This window comes from Lentzea cavernae (assembly GCF_014653695.1).
Taxonomy (GTDB): domain Bacteria; phylum Actinomycetota; class Actinomycetes; order Mycobacteriales; family Pseudonocardiaceae; genus Lentzea; species Lentzea cavernae.
In genome coordinates this window covers 281,624-297,129 of the sequence record NZ_BNAR01000006.1, presented here as the reverse complement: position 1 = coordinate 297,129, position 15,506 = coordinate 281,624, and the positions used below count along the sequence as shown (strand labels likewise).

At 71.1% G+C, this 15,506-nt stretch carries 15 protein-coding genes; 5 read left to right on the top strand and 10 right to left on the bottom strand.

Going from position 1 to position 15,506, the window contains the following annotated elements; genetic code table 11:
• The first annotated feature begins 16 nt into the window (after positions 1–16).
• The gene (gene folE / locus IE307_RS21670; RefSeq protein WP_191300364.1) at positions 17–583 is read left to right on the top strand and encodes a GTP cyclohydrolase I FolE; all 567 of its coding nucleotides are present in this window, start codon (positions 17–19) and stop codon (positions 581–583) included.
• Here the strand turns inward: folE and IE307_RS21665 are convergent.
• Together IE307_RS21665 and IE307_RS21660 are read right to left on the bottom strand one after the other, a co-directional pair.
• Complete coding sequence (locus IE307_RS21665; protein ID WP_191300362.1) at positions 553–1,068, bottom strand: EF-hand domain-containing protein; 516 nt, start codon at positions 1,066–1,068, stop codon at positions 553–555. The genes folE and IE307_RS21665 overlap by 31 nt on opposite strands.
• A 59-nt stretch (positions 1,069–1,127) precedes the next feature.
• Positions 1,128–3,677, bottom strand: a complete 2,550-nt coding sequence (locus IE307_RS21660) for an AAA family ATPase (RefSeq protein WP_191300360.1) — start codon at positions 3,675–3,677, stop codon at positions 1,128–1,130.
• Positions 3,678–3,956: 279 nt separating this feature from the next.
• Here IE307_RS21660 and IE307_RS21655 point away from each other — a divergent pair, with 279 nt between their 5' ends.
• Positions 3,957–6,566 carry a helix-turn-helix transcriptional regulator gene (locus IE307_RS21655; RefSeq protein WP_191300358.1) on the top strand — a complete coding sequence of 870 codons (2,610 nt, stop codon included), beginning with the start codon at positions 3,957–3,959 and terminating at the stop codon, positions 6,564–6,566.
• On the opposite strand, the gene IE307_RS21650 is transcribed toward IE307_RS21655, so the two are convergent.
• The 3 genes from IE307_RS21650 to IE307_RS21640 all read right to left on the bottom strand — a co-directional run bounded on the left by IE307_RS21650 (position 6,520) and on the right by IE307_RS21640 (position 8,463).
• Entirely contained in the window at positions 6,520–6,921 is a 402-nt protein-coding gene (locus IE307_RS21650; protein WP_308436383.1) for a LapA family protein, read from the bottom strand. The genes IE307_RS21655 and IE307_RS21650 overlap by 47 nt on opposite strands.
• A 48-nt stretch (positions 6,922–6,969) precedes the next feature.
• Positions 6,970–7,323: a DUF742 domain-containing protein gene (locus IE307_RS21645; protein ID WP_191300356.1), complete on the bottom strand. Its 354-nt coding sequence runs from the start codon at positions 7,321–7,323 to the stop codon at positions 6,970–6,972.
• A 216-nt stretch (positions 7,324–7,539) separates the two neighbouring features.
• Positions 7,540–8,463 carry an anti-sigma factor RsbA family regulatory protein gene (locus IE307_RS21640; RefSeq protein WP_191300354.1) on the bottom strand — a complete coding sequence of 308 codons (924 nt, stop codon included), beginning with the start codon at positions 8,461–8,463 and terminating at the stop codon, positions 7,540–7,542.
• Positions 8,464–8,565: 102 nt separating this feature from the next.
• Between IE307_RS21640 and IE307_RS21635 the strand changes: the two genes are divergently transcribed.
• Positions 8,566–9,387: a MerR family transcriptional regulator gene (locus tag IE307_RS21635; RefSeq protein ID WP_191300352.1), complete on the top strand. Its 822-nt coding sequence runs from the start codon at positions 8,566–8,568 to the stop codon at positions 9,385–9,387.
• Between the two features lie 54 nt (positions 9,388–9,441).
• Here IE307_RS21635 and IE307_RS21630 read toward each other — a convergent pair whose 3' ends face one another.
• From IE307_RS21630 to IE307_RS21615, 4 genes are all read right to left on the bottom strand, one after another.
• Positions 9,442–10,077 carry a GTP pyrophosphokinase gene (locus tag IE307_RS21630; RefSeq protein ID WP_229904947.1) on the bottom strand — a complete coding sequence of 212 codons (636 nt, stop codon included), beginning with the start codon at positions 10,075–10,077 and terminating at the stop codon, positions 9,442–9,444.
• A gap of 16 nt (positions 10,078–10,093) precedes the next feature.
• Positions 10,094–11,074, bottom strand: a complete 981-nt coding sequence (locus IE307_RS21625) for a D-cysteine desulfhydrase family protein (RefSeq protein WP_191300350.1) — start codon at positions 11,072–11,074, stop codon at positions 10,094–10,096.
• A 135-nt stretch (positions 11,075–11,209) separates the two neighbouring features.
• Positions 11,210–12,091 (bottom strand): cobalamin-binding protein, encoded by an 882-nt coding sequence (locus tag IE307_RS21620; RefSeq protein WP_191300347.1) that lies wholly within the window; start codon positions 12,089–12,091, stop codon positions 11,210–11,212.
• A complete protein-coding gene (locus IE307_RS21615) occupies positions 12,091–12,621 on the bottom strand; it encodes an NUDIX domain-containing protein (RefSeq protein ID WP_229904946.1) in 531 nt (176 codons plus the stop codon). Before IE307_RS21615 ends, IE307_RS21620 begins: the two co-directional genes overlap by 1 nt.
• A gap of 167 nt (positions 12,622–12,788) precedes the next feature.
• On the opposite strand from IE307_RS21615, the gene IE307_RS21610 reads away from it, so the two are divergent.
• Complete coding sequence (locus IE307_RS21610) at positions 12,789–13,139, top strand: hypothetical protein (protein WP_191300343.1); 351 nt, start codon at positions 12,789–12,791, stop codon at positions 13,137–13,139.
• Between the two features lie 59 nt (positions 13,140–13,198).
• Complete coding sequence (locus IE307_RS21605; RefSeq protein WP_229904945.1) at positions 13,199–14,194, top strand: hypothetical protein; 996 nt, start codon at positions 13,199–13,201, stop codon at positions 14,192–14,194.
• On the opposite strand, the gene IE307_RS21600 is transcribed toward IE307_RS21605, so the two are convergent.
• Positions 14,167–15,450, bottom strand: a complete 1,284-nt coding sequence (locus IE307_RS21600; RefSeq protein WP_191300341.1) for an IucA/IucC family protein — start codon at positions 15,448–15,450, stop codon at positions 14,167–14,169. The genes IE307_RS21605 and IE307_RS21600 overlap by 28 nt on opposite strands.
• Between the last annotated feature and the right edge of the window lie 56 nt (positions 15,451–15,506).

Here is a 15,506-nt window from a genome sequence, read left to right as displayed (position 1 = left end):
GATCTACCGTGGCGGCATGGACGTCGAAGGTGCGCAGAAGGCGGTCACGGACCTGCTCAAGGCGCTGGGCAAGGATCCGTACTCGGTGCACCTCGCCGACACCCCGCGCCGGGTGGCCGAGGCGTACGCGGAGATGCTGACCCCGCGCTCCTTCACCATGACGACATTCCCCAACGACGAGGGCTACGACGAGCTCGTGCTGGCGCGCGGCATCCCCGTGCAGTCGTTGTGCGAGCACCACATGCTGCCGTTCCACGGCGTCGCGCACGTCGGATACCTGCCGGGGGAACGGATCCTGGGCCTGTCGAAGCTCGCCCGGGTCGTGGAGATGTTCGCCCGCGACCTGCAGGTGCAGGAACGGCTCACCAAGCAGGTCGCGGACTGGTTGCAGGAGCACCTGCAGCCCTTGGGGGTCGGCGTCGTGATCGAGGCCGAGCACATGTGCATGGCGCTGCGCGGCGTGCGGGTCAACGGATCCCGCACGGTCACGTCCGCGGTGAAGGGCGTGCTGCGGTCGGATCCCGCGTCACGTCAGGAGTTCTTCACCCTCGTTCACGCCGCCCGGACCGGCCCGAACACGTAGGAGCCGGCGGCGTCGGGGTCGTCGCCCGCCCAGAACTCCGCCCACAGCGTCGTGAACTCGTTGCGCGACAACCTGCCGTCGCCGTCGAGGTCGAGCCTCGCGAAGACGGTCTCGCTGTCGTCCCCGGTCCAGGCGTTGATCATCGCGCGGTACTCGTCCTCGGAGACGTAGTCGTCGCGGTTCGCGTCCACGGCGCTGAACATCGCGTCCGCCGTGCCCAGCACCGGGTCGATGTTGTCCGGCAGCACGTCGACGACGTTCAGCACGTCCTGCACCGTCACGTGCTCGGCTCCGCCCGCGGCCGACTGCAGGGTCGTCCACCAGCCCAGCATGACCGTGGACAGCAGTTCCTCGTCGCTGCCGCGCAGCTCGGCCCAGCGCCGGGCGAGCAACCGGAAGTCGTTCGCGGTCAGGAACCCGTCGCCGTCGGCGTCCATCGCGCCGAACACCAGATCCACCTTGCTGCGCTGAAATTCGCTCGCCATGAGCAGGACGATAGGCCGAATGCCGCACATCGAACCATCGGCCGAACGGGTCCGAACCATCACACGAAAAGAGCATCGGCGAGCTGCAAACGGCCGCCGATGCCGAGCTTGCGGTAGATCCCCGAGAGCACGTTCTCGACGCCGTCGGCGGGCATGAGCAGCGTCGACGCGATCTCGTCATCCGAACGGCCGCGTGCCGCCAGTTCCGCCACCTGGTGCTCGACCGGGGTCAGCGCGGTCGGCCCCGTCTGCCGCATCCGCCGGGGCCCGGCGCTCGTCGCCACCAGTTCGGAGTAGGCCCGCCCGGCCATCGCCGAGGATCCGCACTTCTGCGCCAGATCCACCGCGTCACGCAGGCACGTGCGCGCGAATGCCGTGTCGCCCTGGCGCCGGGCCACCACGCCGAGGTCGACCAACGCGCGCGCCAGCTCCAGGCGGGCGGGGGAGCCGCGCAGCACCCGCACGGCCTCCTCCAGCACCGTCCGCCCGGCGGCACCGGCCGTCACGCGGCCCTCCGCGCGCAACGCCATGCCCAACGCCCTCGGCGCGCCCCAGACGCGGGCCAGCGCGACCTCCTCCTGCGCGAGTGCGCGGGCCCGTTCGCCGTCGCCCAGCGCCGCGTAGGCCACCGCCGCACCGGAACGCCACGCCAGCGGCGCCGGATTGCGGTACGGCCACGCGGCGCAGTGCCGTCCGGCGGCCAGGAACGCCTCCAGGGCCTCGTGATCGTCGCCTCGCGCGGTCAGCAGCCGCCCGCGCACGGTCAGCACGCCGCCGAACGACCACGTGCGCCGCGCCTCGTCCGTCGAGGCCTCCGCGATCACCGCGGCCGCCTCGTCGAGGCGGTTCTCCTCGAGCAGGATGTCGCCGAGCAGGGTGGCGTGCCACGTGGAGACCGCGTGCCAGCGCCGGTCCTGCCGCAGGTGGCGGGCGGCCTCGTCCAGATCGGCGCGCGCGGAGGTGAGATCTCCCTTGCGGCGCTGGACGTTCGCGCGCATCACGTTCGTGAGGGCCCGCAACGCCGGGGCCTGCGCGCGGTCCACCTCGTCCAGCACGGCCAGCGCCTCGTCCAGCGAGTCGGCCAGGTTGAGCGTCATCGCGGACGTCAGCGACGACAGCACGTCCGCGGTGGAGATCCGCGACACGGCCTCGGCCGCGCTGATGTCCCCGACCATCACGTGGTGCAGCACCCCGGCGGGCGTGTCGAGCGGGACCGACGACGGCACGGCCTCCTGCCACGCGAGCCCGTGCACGGCCAGATGTGCCTGCGCCCAGGGGGAATCGCCCAGCACCGACGCGATCTCGGCAGGGTTGCCGTCGGCGTGCAGGGCGTACGACAAGGCCACGGCGGACTCGACGTCGTCCACATCGGACTGGAACGCCTCGCGCAACCGGGCCGTGGCACCGGGCAGGTTGCCGACCAGCTCGGCGATCCCCAGCAGCCGCAACGCCCGCGACGGGTTCGCCACCGGCTCGCGCAGCGCCCGCCACAGCAACCGCGCGGCCGCGGCCGTGTCGCCTCGGGCCACCGCTTCCTGGGAGGCGCGGTCGAGCACCTCGCCCGCCCACGGCTCGAGACCGGGCGAGGTCTCCAGCAGGTGGTCGGCGACGACCCCGTCCGGGGCGCCGTGCGCGCGCAACGACCGCGCGGCCCGCAGGTGCAACGCGGCTCGCGCCGGTGCGGGCATGTCGTCGAGGACCGCGGGACCGGCGACGCCGAGCAGTTCGACGGTCCGGACGGCCTCGGCCAGCTCGTCGGGACTCAGCCGGGTGAGTTCCGCCAGCACACCCGGATGCGGCGACGGCCCCAGCGCGGCCAGGCAGTGCGCCGTGGTCACGACGGAGGCCGGACGGCGGCGCAGCCGGGCCGCCATGATCTCCCCGGCCACCTCCGCGCCGCGCTGGGCGACTCGCCACGCGGCCTCGGCGGTGGGCGGCACACCGTCCTCCACCAACGCTTTGAGCAGGCGCGTCACCGTCAGCGGGTTGCCGCCGGACACCTCGGCGCACGCGCTCACGAACTCGGGCGCGGCCTCACCCAGCGCGGACGTGACCAGCACACCGACCTCGGCCGGCGTCAGGCCGTCCAGCGCGACCCGTTGGCACGCCGCCATGATCTCGCCGTGCGACGGGTCGTCGCACCGCTCGCCCAGGCCCACGGCCAGCACCACCGCGATCGGCAGGCGTTGCACCCTCAACGTCAGGTGGGCGAGCCAGCGCAGCGAAGCGGAGTCGGCCCAGTGCGCGTCGTCCACGACGACGAGCAGGTCAGCGCGTGCGGCCAGCCCCGCCGCCAGCCGGTAGACGCCGTGCAGCACCGGGAAGTCGGCGGTCGTCGCGGTGAGCCGCAACGCGCCCAGCGCCTCGGCGGGCACGAGATCGGGATCGGCCAGGTCGAACAGCTGGGCCACGATCCCGAACGGCAGGCCGGCCTCCAGCCCGCTACCGCGTGCCCGCACGACCTGGCCGCCGGAGGCCTCCCAGCGCGCGGCGACGTCGTCGAGCACCGCCGTCTTGCCCGTACCCGGCGCGCCTTCCACCACCGTGGTCGTGCCCGGCACCACCTGATCGCCGATTCCGGCGCACCACGCTTTCAGCCGGTTTTCCAAGATCTCTCCACAATCCGCCGCTGAAAGATCAGCAGAATTGATGCTAGGAGAAAGAGCCCCACTTGCCCAGGTAAAGCTTCCTGCGCTATGGCCGTCTCAACAGGAGTGGCTGCACGTATGATCCCGCGGGCAACTACTCGAATGGGTAGCGGCGGCCCCGCGGTGACCTCACGTGTGATCCGAACGGCCTGTGGGAGGCCGGTCGGGGGGTGGTCGTGGTGCGGTCGTTGTGGTATTGCAGCGCTTGTTCTCCGCCGCCGCGGAGCGAAAGGAAAATGGGTGTCGGGGAATCGGAACGGTGTGTTCCGCGGCCGTGAAGGAGAACGGGAGCTCCTCTGCGGTGTGCTGGACGCGGGCACCGGTGTGGTGCTGGTCGACGGGGCGGAGGGCACCGGGAAGACGCGGTTGCTGAACGAGATCGCCGCCGTCGCCGCGAGCCGCGGGTTCGAGGTCGCGACCGCTCAGGACGAACTCGACCAGCCGTTCCTGTTGGCCCGCCTGGCAGAACGCCGGCCCGACGGCCCCGCGCTCGTCGTGCTGGACGACCTCCACCTGGCCGAGCCCGGCACTCTCGCCGCACTCCGCACGCTGTTGTCCGCCTCCGCGCACGAGAAGGTGGTGTGGCTGCTCGCCCGCCGCCGCGAGGGCGCCGACCGCCTGTTCGCCGTCGCGGCGCAACGCGGTGCCACCAGGGTCGAACTGCGGCCGCTGGCGGACGACGTGGTCGCGGACCTCGTCACCGACCTCGTCGGAGCCGCTCCCGACCAGGACCTGAAAGCGCTTGCTTCGACGGCACAGGGCAATCCCGCTGCACTGGTCGAGCTCTTCGACGCCCTCGAACGGGACGGCCGGGTGGTCGTCACCGCCGGACAGGCCTCGCTCGGGGACGGCCGGGGTCCCGGCACCGAGACGCTGCTGCGCGAGCACGTCAGTGCGCTGAGCGGCAAGGCCAGGCACCTGCTGCAGGTCGCGTCCGTGCTCGGGCCGCGCTTCGAACCCGGTGACGTCGCCGAGATGCTCGCGTCGAGCACCGCGATCCTGTTGCCCGCCCTGGACGAGGTCATCTCGGCGGGCGTCGTGACGTCGCTCGACGACAGGCTGGCGTTCCGCCACGAGCTGCTCTGGCGCCTGGTCGCCGACTCCGTGCCCCCGCCCGTGCGGCGCGCGCTGCACCGCGAGGCCGGCGAGATGCTGCTGGGACGCGGCGACAGTGCCGTCGTCGCCGCGAAACACCTGCTGCACGGTGCCCAGCGCGGTGACGCCCGGTCCATCGACGGACTCGTCGCGGCCGCGAAAGCCGTGCTGTGGAACGCACCCGAGGCCGCCGCCGAACTCGCTGTGCGCGCGCTCGAACTGACCGACCAAGCGTCTGCTTCGCTGGTCCACCGCACGGTCATGGCGGTGCGGGCCCTCACCGCGGCAGGTCGGCTGCCGGCGGCGCAAGCCCTCGCCCAGGAAGCCCTGTCCCGCCAGGTCCCGCCGGATCCCGCGGCCAAGCTGCGGCACTGCGTGGCCACCACGACGTTGCTGGGCGCCCGGCACGCCGAGTCGGTGGAGATCTCCGAGGCGTTGCTGCGCGAACCCGACCTGGCGCCGGAACTCGCGCCGTGGGTGGAGATCACCAGGCTGATGGGGTTGCTCGGGCACGACCGGGAGCGCGCCGGGGAGCTGGCGGAGACCGTCGTGCGCACCCGCCGGGGCGGGCCGGACGACGTGCTGGCAACGGCTCTGGCCGTGCTGGCGGCGATCGCGCGGGACACCGGCAGGCCCGGCGCCGCACTCGACCTGGCCCGCGAGGCCGCGCGGTGCGGCACCTCGCACGACCTCAGCGCGTACCCGCAGCTGCTGCTCGCGTCGCTGCTGTCGGGGCTGCGGGAGTTCGCCGACGCCGACAGCGTGGTGCGGCGGGTGCGCAGCGGGCCGTCCGCCGTGGTGACCAGGCAGGTCATGACCGCGGTCGTGCAAGCCCGGATCCTGTTGCAGGCAGGGCGGATCGACCAGGCCGCCGCGGAGGCGCGCGCCGCATTGGCGGTGGCGGAGGAGACCGGGCACGAGACGGTCGTGGCGCCCGCACTGGCGGTGCTCGCGATGGTCGCGATCCACACCGGCGACCTGCCCGCCGCGCTCGAGCACGTCGAGCGCTACCGCGACCAGGTCCCGGCCGACGCGATCATCTTCTCGCGCGCCTACTACCGGTGGACCGCCGTGCTGGTCACCTACGTCGGCTCCGGGCTCGAGAAGGCGTTGCCGCTGCTCACCCCGGACCTGGTGGCGTCGGGGCTCTTCGCGGAGGAACCCCGTGCCGCCGGGTGGTTCGTGCGACGCGCTTTGGAGGCCGGGGACGAGGGACTGGCGAAGGCCGTCGTGGACCGCGTGGAACGGCTCGCGGAGGAACACCCCGGCTTCGGCGCGGTGACGGCGGCCGCGGTGCACGCACGCGGACTGCTCGACTCCGACGCCGCGTTGCTGGACCTGGCCGCGCGGCAGCACCACGACCTGTGGGCGCGGGCGAACGCGGCCGAGGACCTCGGCGTGCTGCTCACGGCCGCGCCGGACCGCGCGGAGTCGGTGCGGGCGCTGGAGAACGCGCTCGGGCTCTACCGGGAGATCGGCGCGTCCCGCGACAGCGCGCGGGTGCTGGGCCGGCTGCGCAAGCTCGGCCGGCGCCGCAGGGCCGCACCCGCCCGCCCCGCGTCCGGGTGGTCCAGTCTGGACGACACCGAACGGGCGATCGCCAACCTGGTCGCCAAGGGGCAGACGAACCGGCAGATCTCCACGCAGCTGTTCATGTCACCGCACACGGTGAACTTCCACCTGCGCAAGATCTTCCGGAAGCTCGAGATCAGCTCTCGCGTCGAACTGGTGATGCGGTCGCGGGACGACCAGTGATCCGCTTGGTCTGCCGGCGCAGCTGCAGGATGCGGGCAGCGCCGACGACGGCGACCAGCAGCGCGCCGCCGATGGCCGCGAACAGCAGGCTCACGCCCAGCGGAAGGCTGAACTGACCCCACAGGAAGTGGATGGTCGCGTTCTCACCGTTCTGCAGGATGAACACCAGCAGGAAGATCAGCACGACGATCGCCACCAGCACGGCGATCCAGGTGCCGCTGATCCGGGTGGGCCGCGGCTTCTTCGCCGCGGTCGCCGGGGCAGACGGCGGAACGGTCACTGGAGCAGACGGGGGAGCGGTCGGGATCGGTTCTGTGACCGGGGTCTTCGGGGTCTCGTCGCTGGAGGTCGCCACGGGGAAATTATCGGCGACCCGGCGTCATCTCGCGCGCTGGCGAACGGGCTACAGCTTGCGCAGCCCGGACAGCACGCGTTCGAGCAGAGCGACGTTCGGCTTGTCGGCCGGCTCGTGCACGGCGACCAGGTTCAGCGTGATCAGGTCGCTCAGCAGCACCCGCGTGACACCGAGCGGGATCTTCATGAGCGCCGAGATCTCGGCGACCGACCGCGGCTGCAGGCACAGCCGCATCATCGCCGCCTGGTCGTTGGTGGCGTGGTAGAGCTTGTCCTCGTCGGTGGAGAGCAGCGTCTCCAGCCGGAGGTCGTGGCGGGCCGCGGTACGCCCGCCGGTGCGGGCGTAGGGACGGATGAGCGAGCTGTCCCGCGCGGGGACCGAGGTCTGTTCGTCTTCTTGCACAGGCCACTCCGGTGGCGGTTCCGGTGGGCGTTGGCGCAACGGTTGCTGACGGGGCAGTTGTTGCGTTTCCGCGCCGTTGAAGTTTCCACTTCCGTCGGCGTGCAGCCGTCTGCGGGTCGCCGGAGACCCGAATCGAGCCCCCGTGTAACCGATATCCGTCGCTTCCTCGTCGTGCACGTGCTCAAGCTATAACGAAGTCGCCCGAATGTGAGTGGATCACGTTGTCTTTTTGTCACTCAGGTCGAATCTGACTTGGATTGCGGTGCCGTTTGACGTCGTTTGGGTGCGCACGAGATCCGCCAAACGGTTGACAAGCAACAGACCGCGACCACCTGGTTCGTTTGCGTGAACAGGGGTGCGTCCAGCCAGAACATCGGTGATGTGTCCGTTGTCGTTGACTTGGCAAACAATACTTCTGCTTTCCGCCCAGACGCGGACCGTGCTCTCGCCACCGCCGTGCCGCACGCTGTTCGTCGCGAGCTCGGTCACCGCGAGCGCGAAGTCGTCGACCCGGTCACGGGCCAGACCGAGCTGCACGGCCTGCTCGCGCGCGAACGCCCGCACCGCCGCCATCGCTCCCGCGCCGACGGACGTGCTCGCCGCGCCGGACGGGATGGCCAGCGGCAGGGAGTGGGTGGCGACGACCACCCGTGCGGGGTGGAAGTGGTCGCTGGGGCGGTGGCCGCTCGCGTCGATCACGACCGGGTGGGTCTTCTCGGCGTCGGCCAGGACGTCGTGGGTGAGGGTGGTGGTGCTGTAGGGGCACAGGATGCTGAGGTCGCGACCGCTGAACGCGTAGTTGACCAACGCCTCGTGCAGCGCGCACGCCGGGTACTCGACGTCGGTGCGGAGGTCCCACACCGGTTCGCTGATGATGCGGACGGCCCCGCGGTGCCGGTCGGCGAACGCACGGAGCTCGGGGATGATCCGGCCGGGGTTGCGGCCGGTCTCCGTCATGTCGACGAACGTGATGAGGTGGGCGAAACCGCTGAGCGCCTCCCTGAGCAGCTCCAGGTTCCTGGTCGGCACCGCCACGGCGACGGGTGCGGCGCTCGCGAGGCCCTCGACCACGAACGGGACGGTCCCGTCGATGTAGGAGTCCTCGTCGGCGTAGAACAGCGCCGGATGTGCGAACGTCATGTGCCACCTCTCGTCAACGTCCCAGGGTGCTCACCCGGACCGTTGTTCAAACCCATCATTTCTTGACCCTGACACCGTGTCAGCCCCTACACAGGAGCAGTCATGTTCACCATCGGAGACTTCGCCCATCTGGGGCGCGTGTCGGTGCGGATGCTGCGCCACTACGACGCGGTCGGGTTGCTCCCGCCGGCGCACGTCGACCAGTCCAGCGGCTACCGCTTCTACACCGCCTCCCAGCTGCAACGACTCAACCGCCTGGTCGCGTTGAAGGACCTCGGTCTGACACTCGACCAGGTGCGCGTGGTGCTCGACGAGAAGCTCTCGGTCGAGCAGTTGCACGGCATGCTGTCGTTGCGGCGGGCCGAGCTGCGGCAGCAGATCCTCGCGGACGAGTCGCGGCTGCGGCGGGTCGAGGCACGTCTCCGCGCAATAGAGAGGGAGGGCGCCATGCCCACCGACGAGATCGTCGTGAAGTCCGTGCCGGCCGTCCGCATCGCCCGGCTGACGGCCACGGCCGCGTCGTACGGGCCGGAGGACATCGGCCCGGTCATCCAGCCGTTGTACCCGCAGCTCTTCGAACGGCTGGGCCGCGCGGGGGTCGCGCCCGCCGGTCACGGCATCGCCACCTACGAGCCGGCCGACGGCGACGCGGTGGTCGTGCACGCGGGGGTCACCGTGGCCGTCGAGCCGTCCCAGGCCTACGACTTCGAGGTCGTCGACCTGCCGGCGCTGGCCGAGGCGGCGACGATCCTGCACCGCGGCACGATGGACGACGTCGACACGTCGTACCAGGCCGTCGCGGCCTGGATCGAGGCGCACGGGTACAAGCAGAACGGGTTCGCGCGCGAGGTGTACGTCCAGTACGGCGAGGGCGACCCGGCGGACTGGGTGACCGAGCTGCAGCTGGAGATCACCAAGCCGTAGCGCGGTCACGGCCCGCCGGGCATCCTTTGTGGACTCGGCGGGCCGGCGGCGCGGCTACTGGTGGCCGTCGCGGTGGATCCGCCGGTGCAGCGACTCCATCCGGTCGTCCAGCTGCGCCGCGATCATCGCCGTCGACATCAGCTCGCCCACGAAGTCCGCCGGCGGGTGGTCGTCGTACTTGTAGAACAGCTTGTGCTCCAGCGTCGCCCAGAAGTCCATCGCGATGGTCCGCAGCTGCACCTCGACCTTCACGTGCTCGACGCGGTCGGACAGGAACACCGGGATCCGGATGATCAGGTGCAGGCTGCGGTACCCGTTCGGCTTCGGCTGCGCGATGTAGTCCTTGGTGCGCAGGATCTCCACGTCGTGCTGGCGCGCCAGCATCTCCTTGACGCGGTAGACGTCCGAGACGAACGGGCAGATCACCCGCACGCCCGCAATGTCGTCGAGCCAGTCGCCGATCGTGTCGAGGTCGGGCGGGAAGCCCTTGCGCTGCAGTTTGCCGAGGATGCCCTCCGGCTTCTTCACCCGATTGGTGATGTGCTCGATCGGGTCGTGCTGGTGGACCGAGTCGAACTCCTCGCTCAGGATGCGGAGCTTCGTCATCAGCTCCTCGATCGCGAACTTGTAGACGAGCAGCCGTCTTTCGAGATCGCGGAGCACACCCAGGTGGTCGGCCAGATCGGTCACCACACCAGAGTACTGATCACGCCCGTCGGAACTGCGCGACCGCCTCGGGCGCGTAGCCGTAGAAGCCAGGAAGACCACCTGTGTGGAGGAACACGACCGGCACGTCGCTGCGCGGCGCGATCTCGCGGAACTTCACCGCGGCCTTGCCGGTGTAGACCGGGTCGAGGAGCACGCCCTCGGTCCGCGCGAACAGCTCCAGCACGCTCCACATCTCCGGCGTCGGCACGCCGTAGCCCGGCCCGATCGTGTCGTCGGTGACGGTGACGTGGCCGAGCTCCGGAGCGGGCTCGCCGAGGAGGGCGGCGGCGTCCGCGGCGAGGACCCGCAGTTCCCGTTCGGCGTCCGCGGCGGTGTGGGAGACGCTCACGGCGTGCACGGTGCCGGGCCAGCCGAGCAGTTCGGTGCCGAGCGCGATTCCCGCCGCCGTGGCGCCGCTGCCGTCCGGGACGACGATGGTGGCGGTGCCGATGCCGCGGTCGGTGAGCTGGCCGACGAGCTCGGCGGCCGCGGCGACGTAGCCGAGGGCGCCCAGCCCGTTCGAACCGCCCACGGGCAGGGTGACGGCCTTGTCGTGGTTGATCCGCTCGTAGGCCTCGACGGTCTCGTCGGCGTCCGCGCAGACGTGCACGTTCGCGCCGAACATGTGGTCCAGGACGACGTTGCCGGACCTCTCGTACGCGTCGCCGGTCATCGGCACCTTGGCCGTGAGCACGAGCTCGCACCTCAGGCCGAGCTTCGCGCAGGCCGCCGCCGTCTGCCGCCCGTGGTTGGTCTGCAGCGCGCCGAACGTGATGATCGTGTCCGCGCCGTCCTCGAGCGCCTGGCCGAGCAGGAACTCGAGTTTGCGCAGCTTGTTGCCGCCCGCGCCGAGGCCGTTGACGTCGTCGCGCTTGATCAGGACCTGCGGGCCGCCGAGCGCGGCGGCGAGCCTCGGGGCGTCCTCCAGAGGGGTCGGCCAGCTGCCCAGTGCGACTCGGGGGAACGCGCTCAGGTCCATGGGGCGAGCTTAGGGCCCTGTGTCGAGGTCCGGTTCGATGAGAGTCGCGCTTGAGGTGGTTTCTGGTGGTACGGCCGGACGGCCCGCGTACCGGTGTTGTACGTGGGTCGTCCGGCCGTGCCGCCAGGGGCCGCCTCAGGCCAGGCTGTCGCGGATCGGACTTCGACACAGGGCCCTGGTTGCCTCCGAGGGGGCGGGGGTCGGGCCGACGCCGTGCAGGACGTGGGCGAGGACCTCGACGCCGCGCACGACGCGCGGGCCGGGGCGGTTGAAGTACGACGGTCCATCCAGGACCCACGTCTCGGGGAGCTGTTCGTCCGGTAGCTCTCGCATCGTCCGTTCCGGCGGGAAGCCGCACGGCATGAGCAGCACCACGTCCGGCCTCGCGTCGTGCACGGCCTGCCAGGTGATCGGGCGGGTGTGCTCGCCCTTCTCCGCGAGCAGCGGCACACCGCCGGCCTTGGCGATCTGTTCGGGGACCCAGTGCCCGGCGGGCCACACCGGGTCGAGCCACTCGATCGGGGCCACCCGCGGGTGCGGGAGGTGCCGGGTCTGCCGTTCGACGTCGTCGATCCGCTGTCTCAACGCGGCGATCTTGCCTGCGCTGTCGACGCCGAGCACGTCGCCCACGGTCCTCAGGCAGTCGAGGACCTCGTCCAAAGTGGAAGGTTCGAGGCTCAGGACCGTGGGGCCGACGTCCATCATCCGGACGGTGTCGGTGACCTTGCGGTAGGAGATCGCGCAGACGTCGCAGAGGTCCTGGGTGAGGACGACGTCCGGCCTGAGGTCGTTCAGCAGGTCCGCGTCCAGCCCGTACAACGACGACCCGCGGTGCACGGTCGAGTTGATCTCCCTGCTGCTCAGCGCGTTCTGGTCGACGCCGGTGCTCGTGACGATCGGCACACCCTCCACCTCGGCGGGCCAGTCGCACTCGTGGGTGCGTCCGACCAGGTGGTCGAGCAGGCCCAGCTCGGCCACGACGTCGGTGGCCGCGGGCAGCAGCGAGACGATCCGCATCACACCTCCCGGCCGAACTCGGCGTACCGCGTGGAACCGCTCTCCAGTGCGGCGACGGCGAGTGCGAGCCGGCGGTGCAGCGACGGGTAGATCCTCGGCTCGGCCTCGTCCAGCGTCAGGTACACCACACCCTCCAGTTCGGGATCGCACGCCACCGCGTCGTCCACGACACCGCCGTCGAACACGAACTGGTGGCAGTCGCGCCAGACCCCGTTGCGCGGCGTCCAGTCCACGACGAGCAGGCGCCCCAACGACATCGTGAGGCCGAGCTCCTCGCGGATCTCCCGCACGGCGGCGGCTTTGGGGGACTCGTCGTCCTCCGTCATGCCGCCCGGGACGTCCAGCACGGCCTTGTACGTCGGCACGACGAACAGCACGCGTCCGGTGGAATCACGGATCAGCGCCCCGCCCGCGCTCGTCTTCGTCGGACGCCGGGACGCCACGCCCGGCACGTGTTCGAGCTCGGGCGGGCCTTCGGCGAGGACGTCGGCGGCGAACGAGGCGGGGTCACCCGAGTGAAGTGCGGACACGGGTTGATGATCACACCCCTGGGTGAATCGCGCACGTGGTGCGCACCGGTGGTGATGTGCGGGGAAAGTGACGGTCTGCGACCAAACGATCCAGGAGTACGCTTGGCCCTGTAACTCCTTGCGATCAATCGCCGATGTCCACGGCAGCATCGGTGGAGGTGACGCCAATGGGGGCAAGTGGTGCCGCCCAGCGAAGACGTGACGGTGGTTCGGCCCCGTGGTCGGTGGTCGGACTGACTGTCGTGTTCGTCGTGGTGGCGCAGGTCCAGTTCGCCATCGCGGTCGCGGAGTCGGTCTGGTGGCCGGCCGTGGTCGGGGTGTTGCTGCTGGCGGCCGCGGTCGCGTTCGTGAAGACGGCGCGCAGGCTGCGGTGGGAGGACAGCGACTCGTACGAGGCACCGCCCGAGGTGGCCAAGCCGCTTCCGGTCGAGCACTACGAGAGCCACGTCGACGCCGACGGAAGCCTGGCACGCGCGGTCGGCGAAGTCGTCCAGGCGTCCCGGCGCTGGCGGGCCTGACAGCTCCAGACCGCGGAGACCGGGCCACACGTGGTCCGGTCATCTCGTCGTGGCTCGCCGTGCGGGCCCATCTGCTGCGGCACCGCCACGCGCTGGCGGTGCGGGCGGCCGCGGAGTACCCGGACGTGCCCGGGGTCGCCGGGACGCCGTTGCTGACCGCGCCCGGCTGGATGCCCGCCGCACCGGTTCCGCTCGCCGCCCTCGCGCTGGAGATGCGGCCGTCACCGTCGCTGCCCGTGCTGCCGGGCGCAGTGGTCCCCGACGGTTTCGGCAGCTACTCCGAGGCGATGGCCGCGCTCGCCGCGCCCGCCGTGTTCCACGACCGCGAGACCTACCGGCTGCTCGGCTTCACCGGGCGGCGCCTGACGTTCGGTCTCGGCACCTACTTCGACGGCATCGACGTGGGCGAGGCGTGCGCGCACGAGTACGCGGCGCGCGAGGTGGGGGAGATCGACGCGTTGCCGTTGCGCACGGCCGTGGGTGATCCGTGTGATCCGCGGCGCCGGCCGGTGAACGTCGCCATCAGCACCCTGACCCTGCGCCACGACTCCGAGTCGGGGCAAGCGACGTTCTTCCTGCACTGGCGCGACCCGAAGCGCGTGGGGCACGCGGGCGGCATGTTCCAGGTGCTGCCGGTCGGGGTGTTCCAGGGATCGTCCGAGGCCGACTTCTCGTTGTGGCACTGCATGCTCCGCGAGTTCGCCGAGGAGCTGCTGGGCGTCGCGGAGATCGGTGCCGTCGACTACGCGGCCTGGCCGTTCGCCCAGCGACTGACGGCGGCCGCTCGCGTGTTCTACCTCGGCATGGGCGTGGACCCGCTGACGTTCGCCACGGACATGCTGACCGTGGCGGTCATCGAGGCCGGTGAGTTCGACTCGTTGTTCGGCGATCTGGTGTCGCACAACGACGAGGGCCAGGTGCTGCGCGGGCTTCCGTTCACCGCTTCGAACGTCGAACGGTTCGTGCGCCACGAACCGACGCAGGCCGCCGGTGCCGCGCTGCTGTCGCTGGCGTGGCAGCACCGGGCTCAGCTCCTGAAGGGGTTGGGCAGGTAGGCCCACTCCGTCGTCTCCGGGTTCAGGCGCATCAGCGTGAGCGGCTTGGCGGGCAGCGGGTCGTGCAGCAGCGCGTGCCGGTCCGGGGTGTCCGGGATCTTCTGCGCCACCACGTCCCACAGGTCGCCGTCCGGGGCGTCGAGCGCTCCGACCAGACCGGTCAGCGCGGTCGAGAAGAAGGTGGCGAACGTCTTGGCGCGCAACGCCTCCGGGCTCGCGTGCAGGCGGGTGGGCAGGCCGGCGCGCGGACTGACGCGGATGTCGGCCAGGTCGCGGTAGACGACCCGGCTCGGCCTGCCGTTCACGAGGCCCACCAGCAGGTTCTGCTCGTGCGCCTCCAACGCGACGCCGCGGGCGAGGAGGGTCATCAGCGGCGGCACGGTCAGTTCGGCGAACTCCGCGAGCCACCCGATCGGGTCGGGGACCCGCCAGGCGCTCAGCGCGGCCAGCGGCAGCAGGGTCTCGCCCTCGCGCGGCACGGGGGCGTCGCGCAGGATCACGCCCAGCCGGCGGTCCGGTTCGCCGCCGGTGAGCACGGCGGCCGACGCCCGGTTGCGCTGCAGTTCGATGCCCTCGACGGTGGATTCCAGGAAGTCCGAGACTGTCGTCGCCGTGGCGATCGAGCCGCCGGAGATGTCCCGCACGGCCGAGGTGATCTGCGCGCTCAACGTGGTTTTGACGTGCCAGGAGCCGGTCGAGAGGGTCCGCAACGCCATCAGCGGGCTCGCGGGCAGGGACCCGGTGGTGGGCACGGCCAGCCGGTCCGCCTGCCACGGGTGCACCGGGAGCAGGATCCGTTCGCCGTCACGGAGTTCTTCGGGCCAGTCGCCGAACACCACGTGGTCGGCCGCCGGGTGCAGTCGAAGCTGCACGACCGGGCGGTGTTCGGGGCCGTACGCGAGGTGGTCCTGGGCGGTGAAACCGGTGCGGTTGCGGCAGCACGGGTGCAACGGGTGGCCGTCGACCACGCTCTGCTCGTGCTCTTCCAGCGACCGGTGCAGGAATGGAGTCGTGAGAGGGCCGGTTGTGCGGGAGAGGGCCAGCCCGGCGACGCTGTGGGCGACCTCGGCGATCAGGTTTCCGGAGTCGCGCCAGCGCAGTGCGGTGAGGAGGTCGACCGGGTGGGTGTACTCGGCCGGATCGACGCTGACCTGCGGCAACGGTTCGATCGCGAGGGCCCGGCGCAGGCGCGCGAGAACGGCCGCACGGGCTCCCGGCAACGCCGCGATGAACCTTTCGGCGCGTTTTTCGTCCAATGCGGCGACAAAATCGGACTCGACCGGTGTTTGCGTCAGAATGATCTGATCCTGAC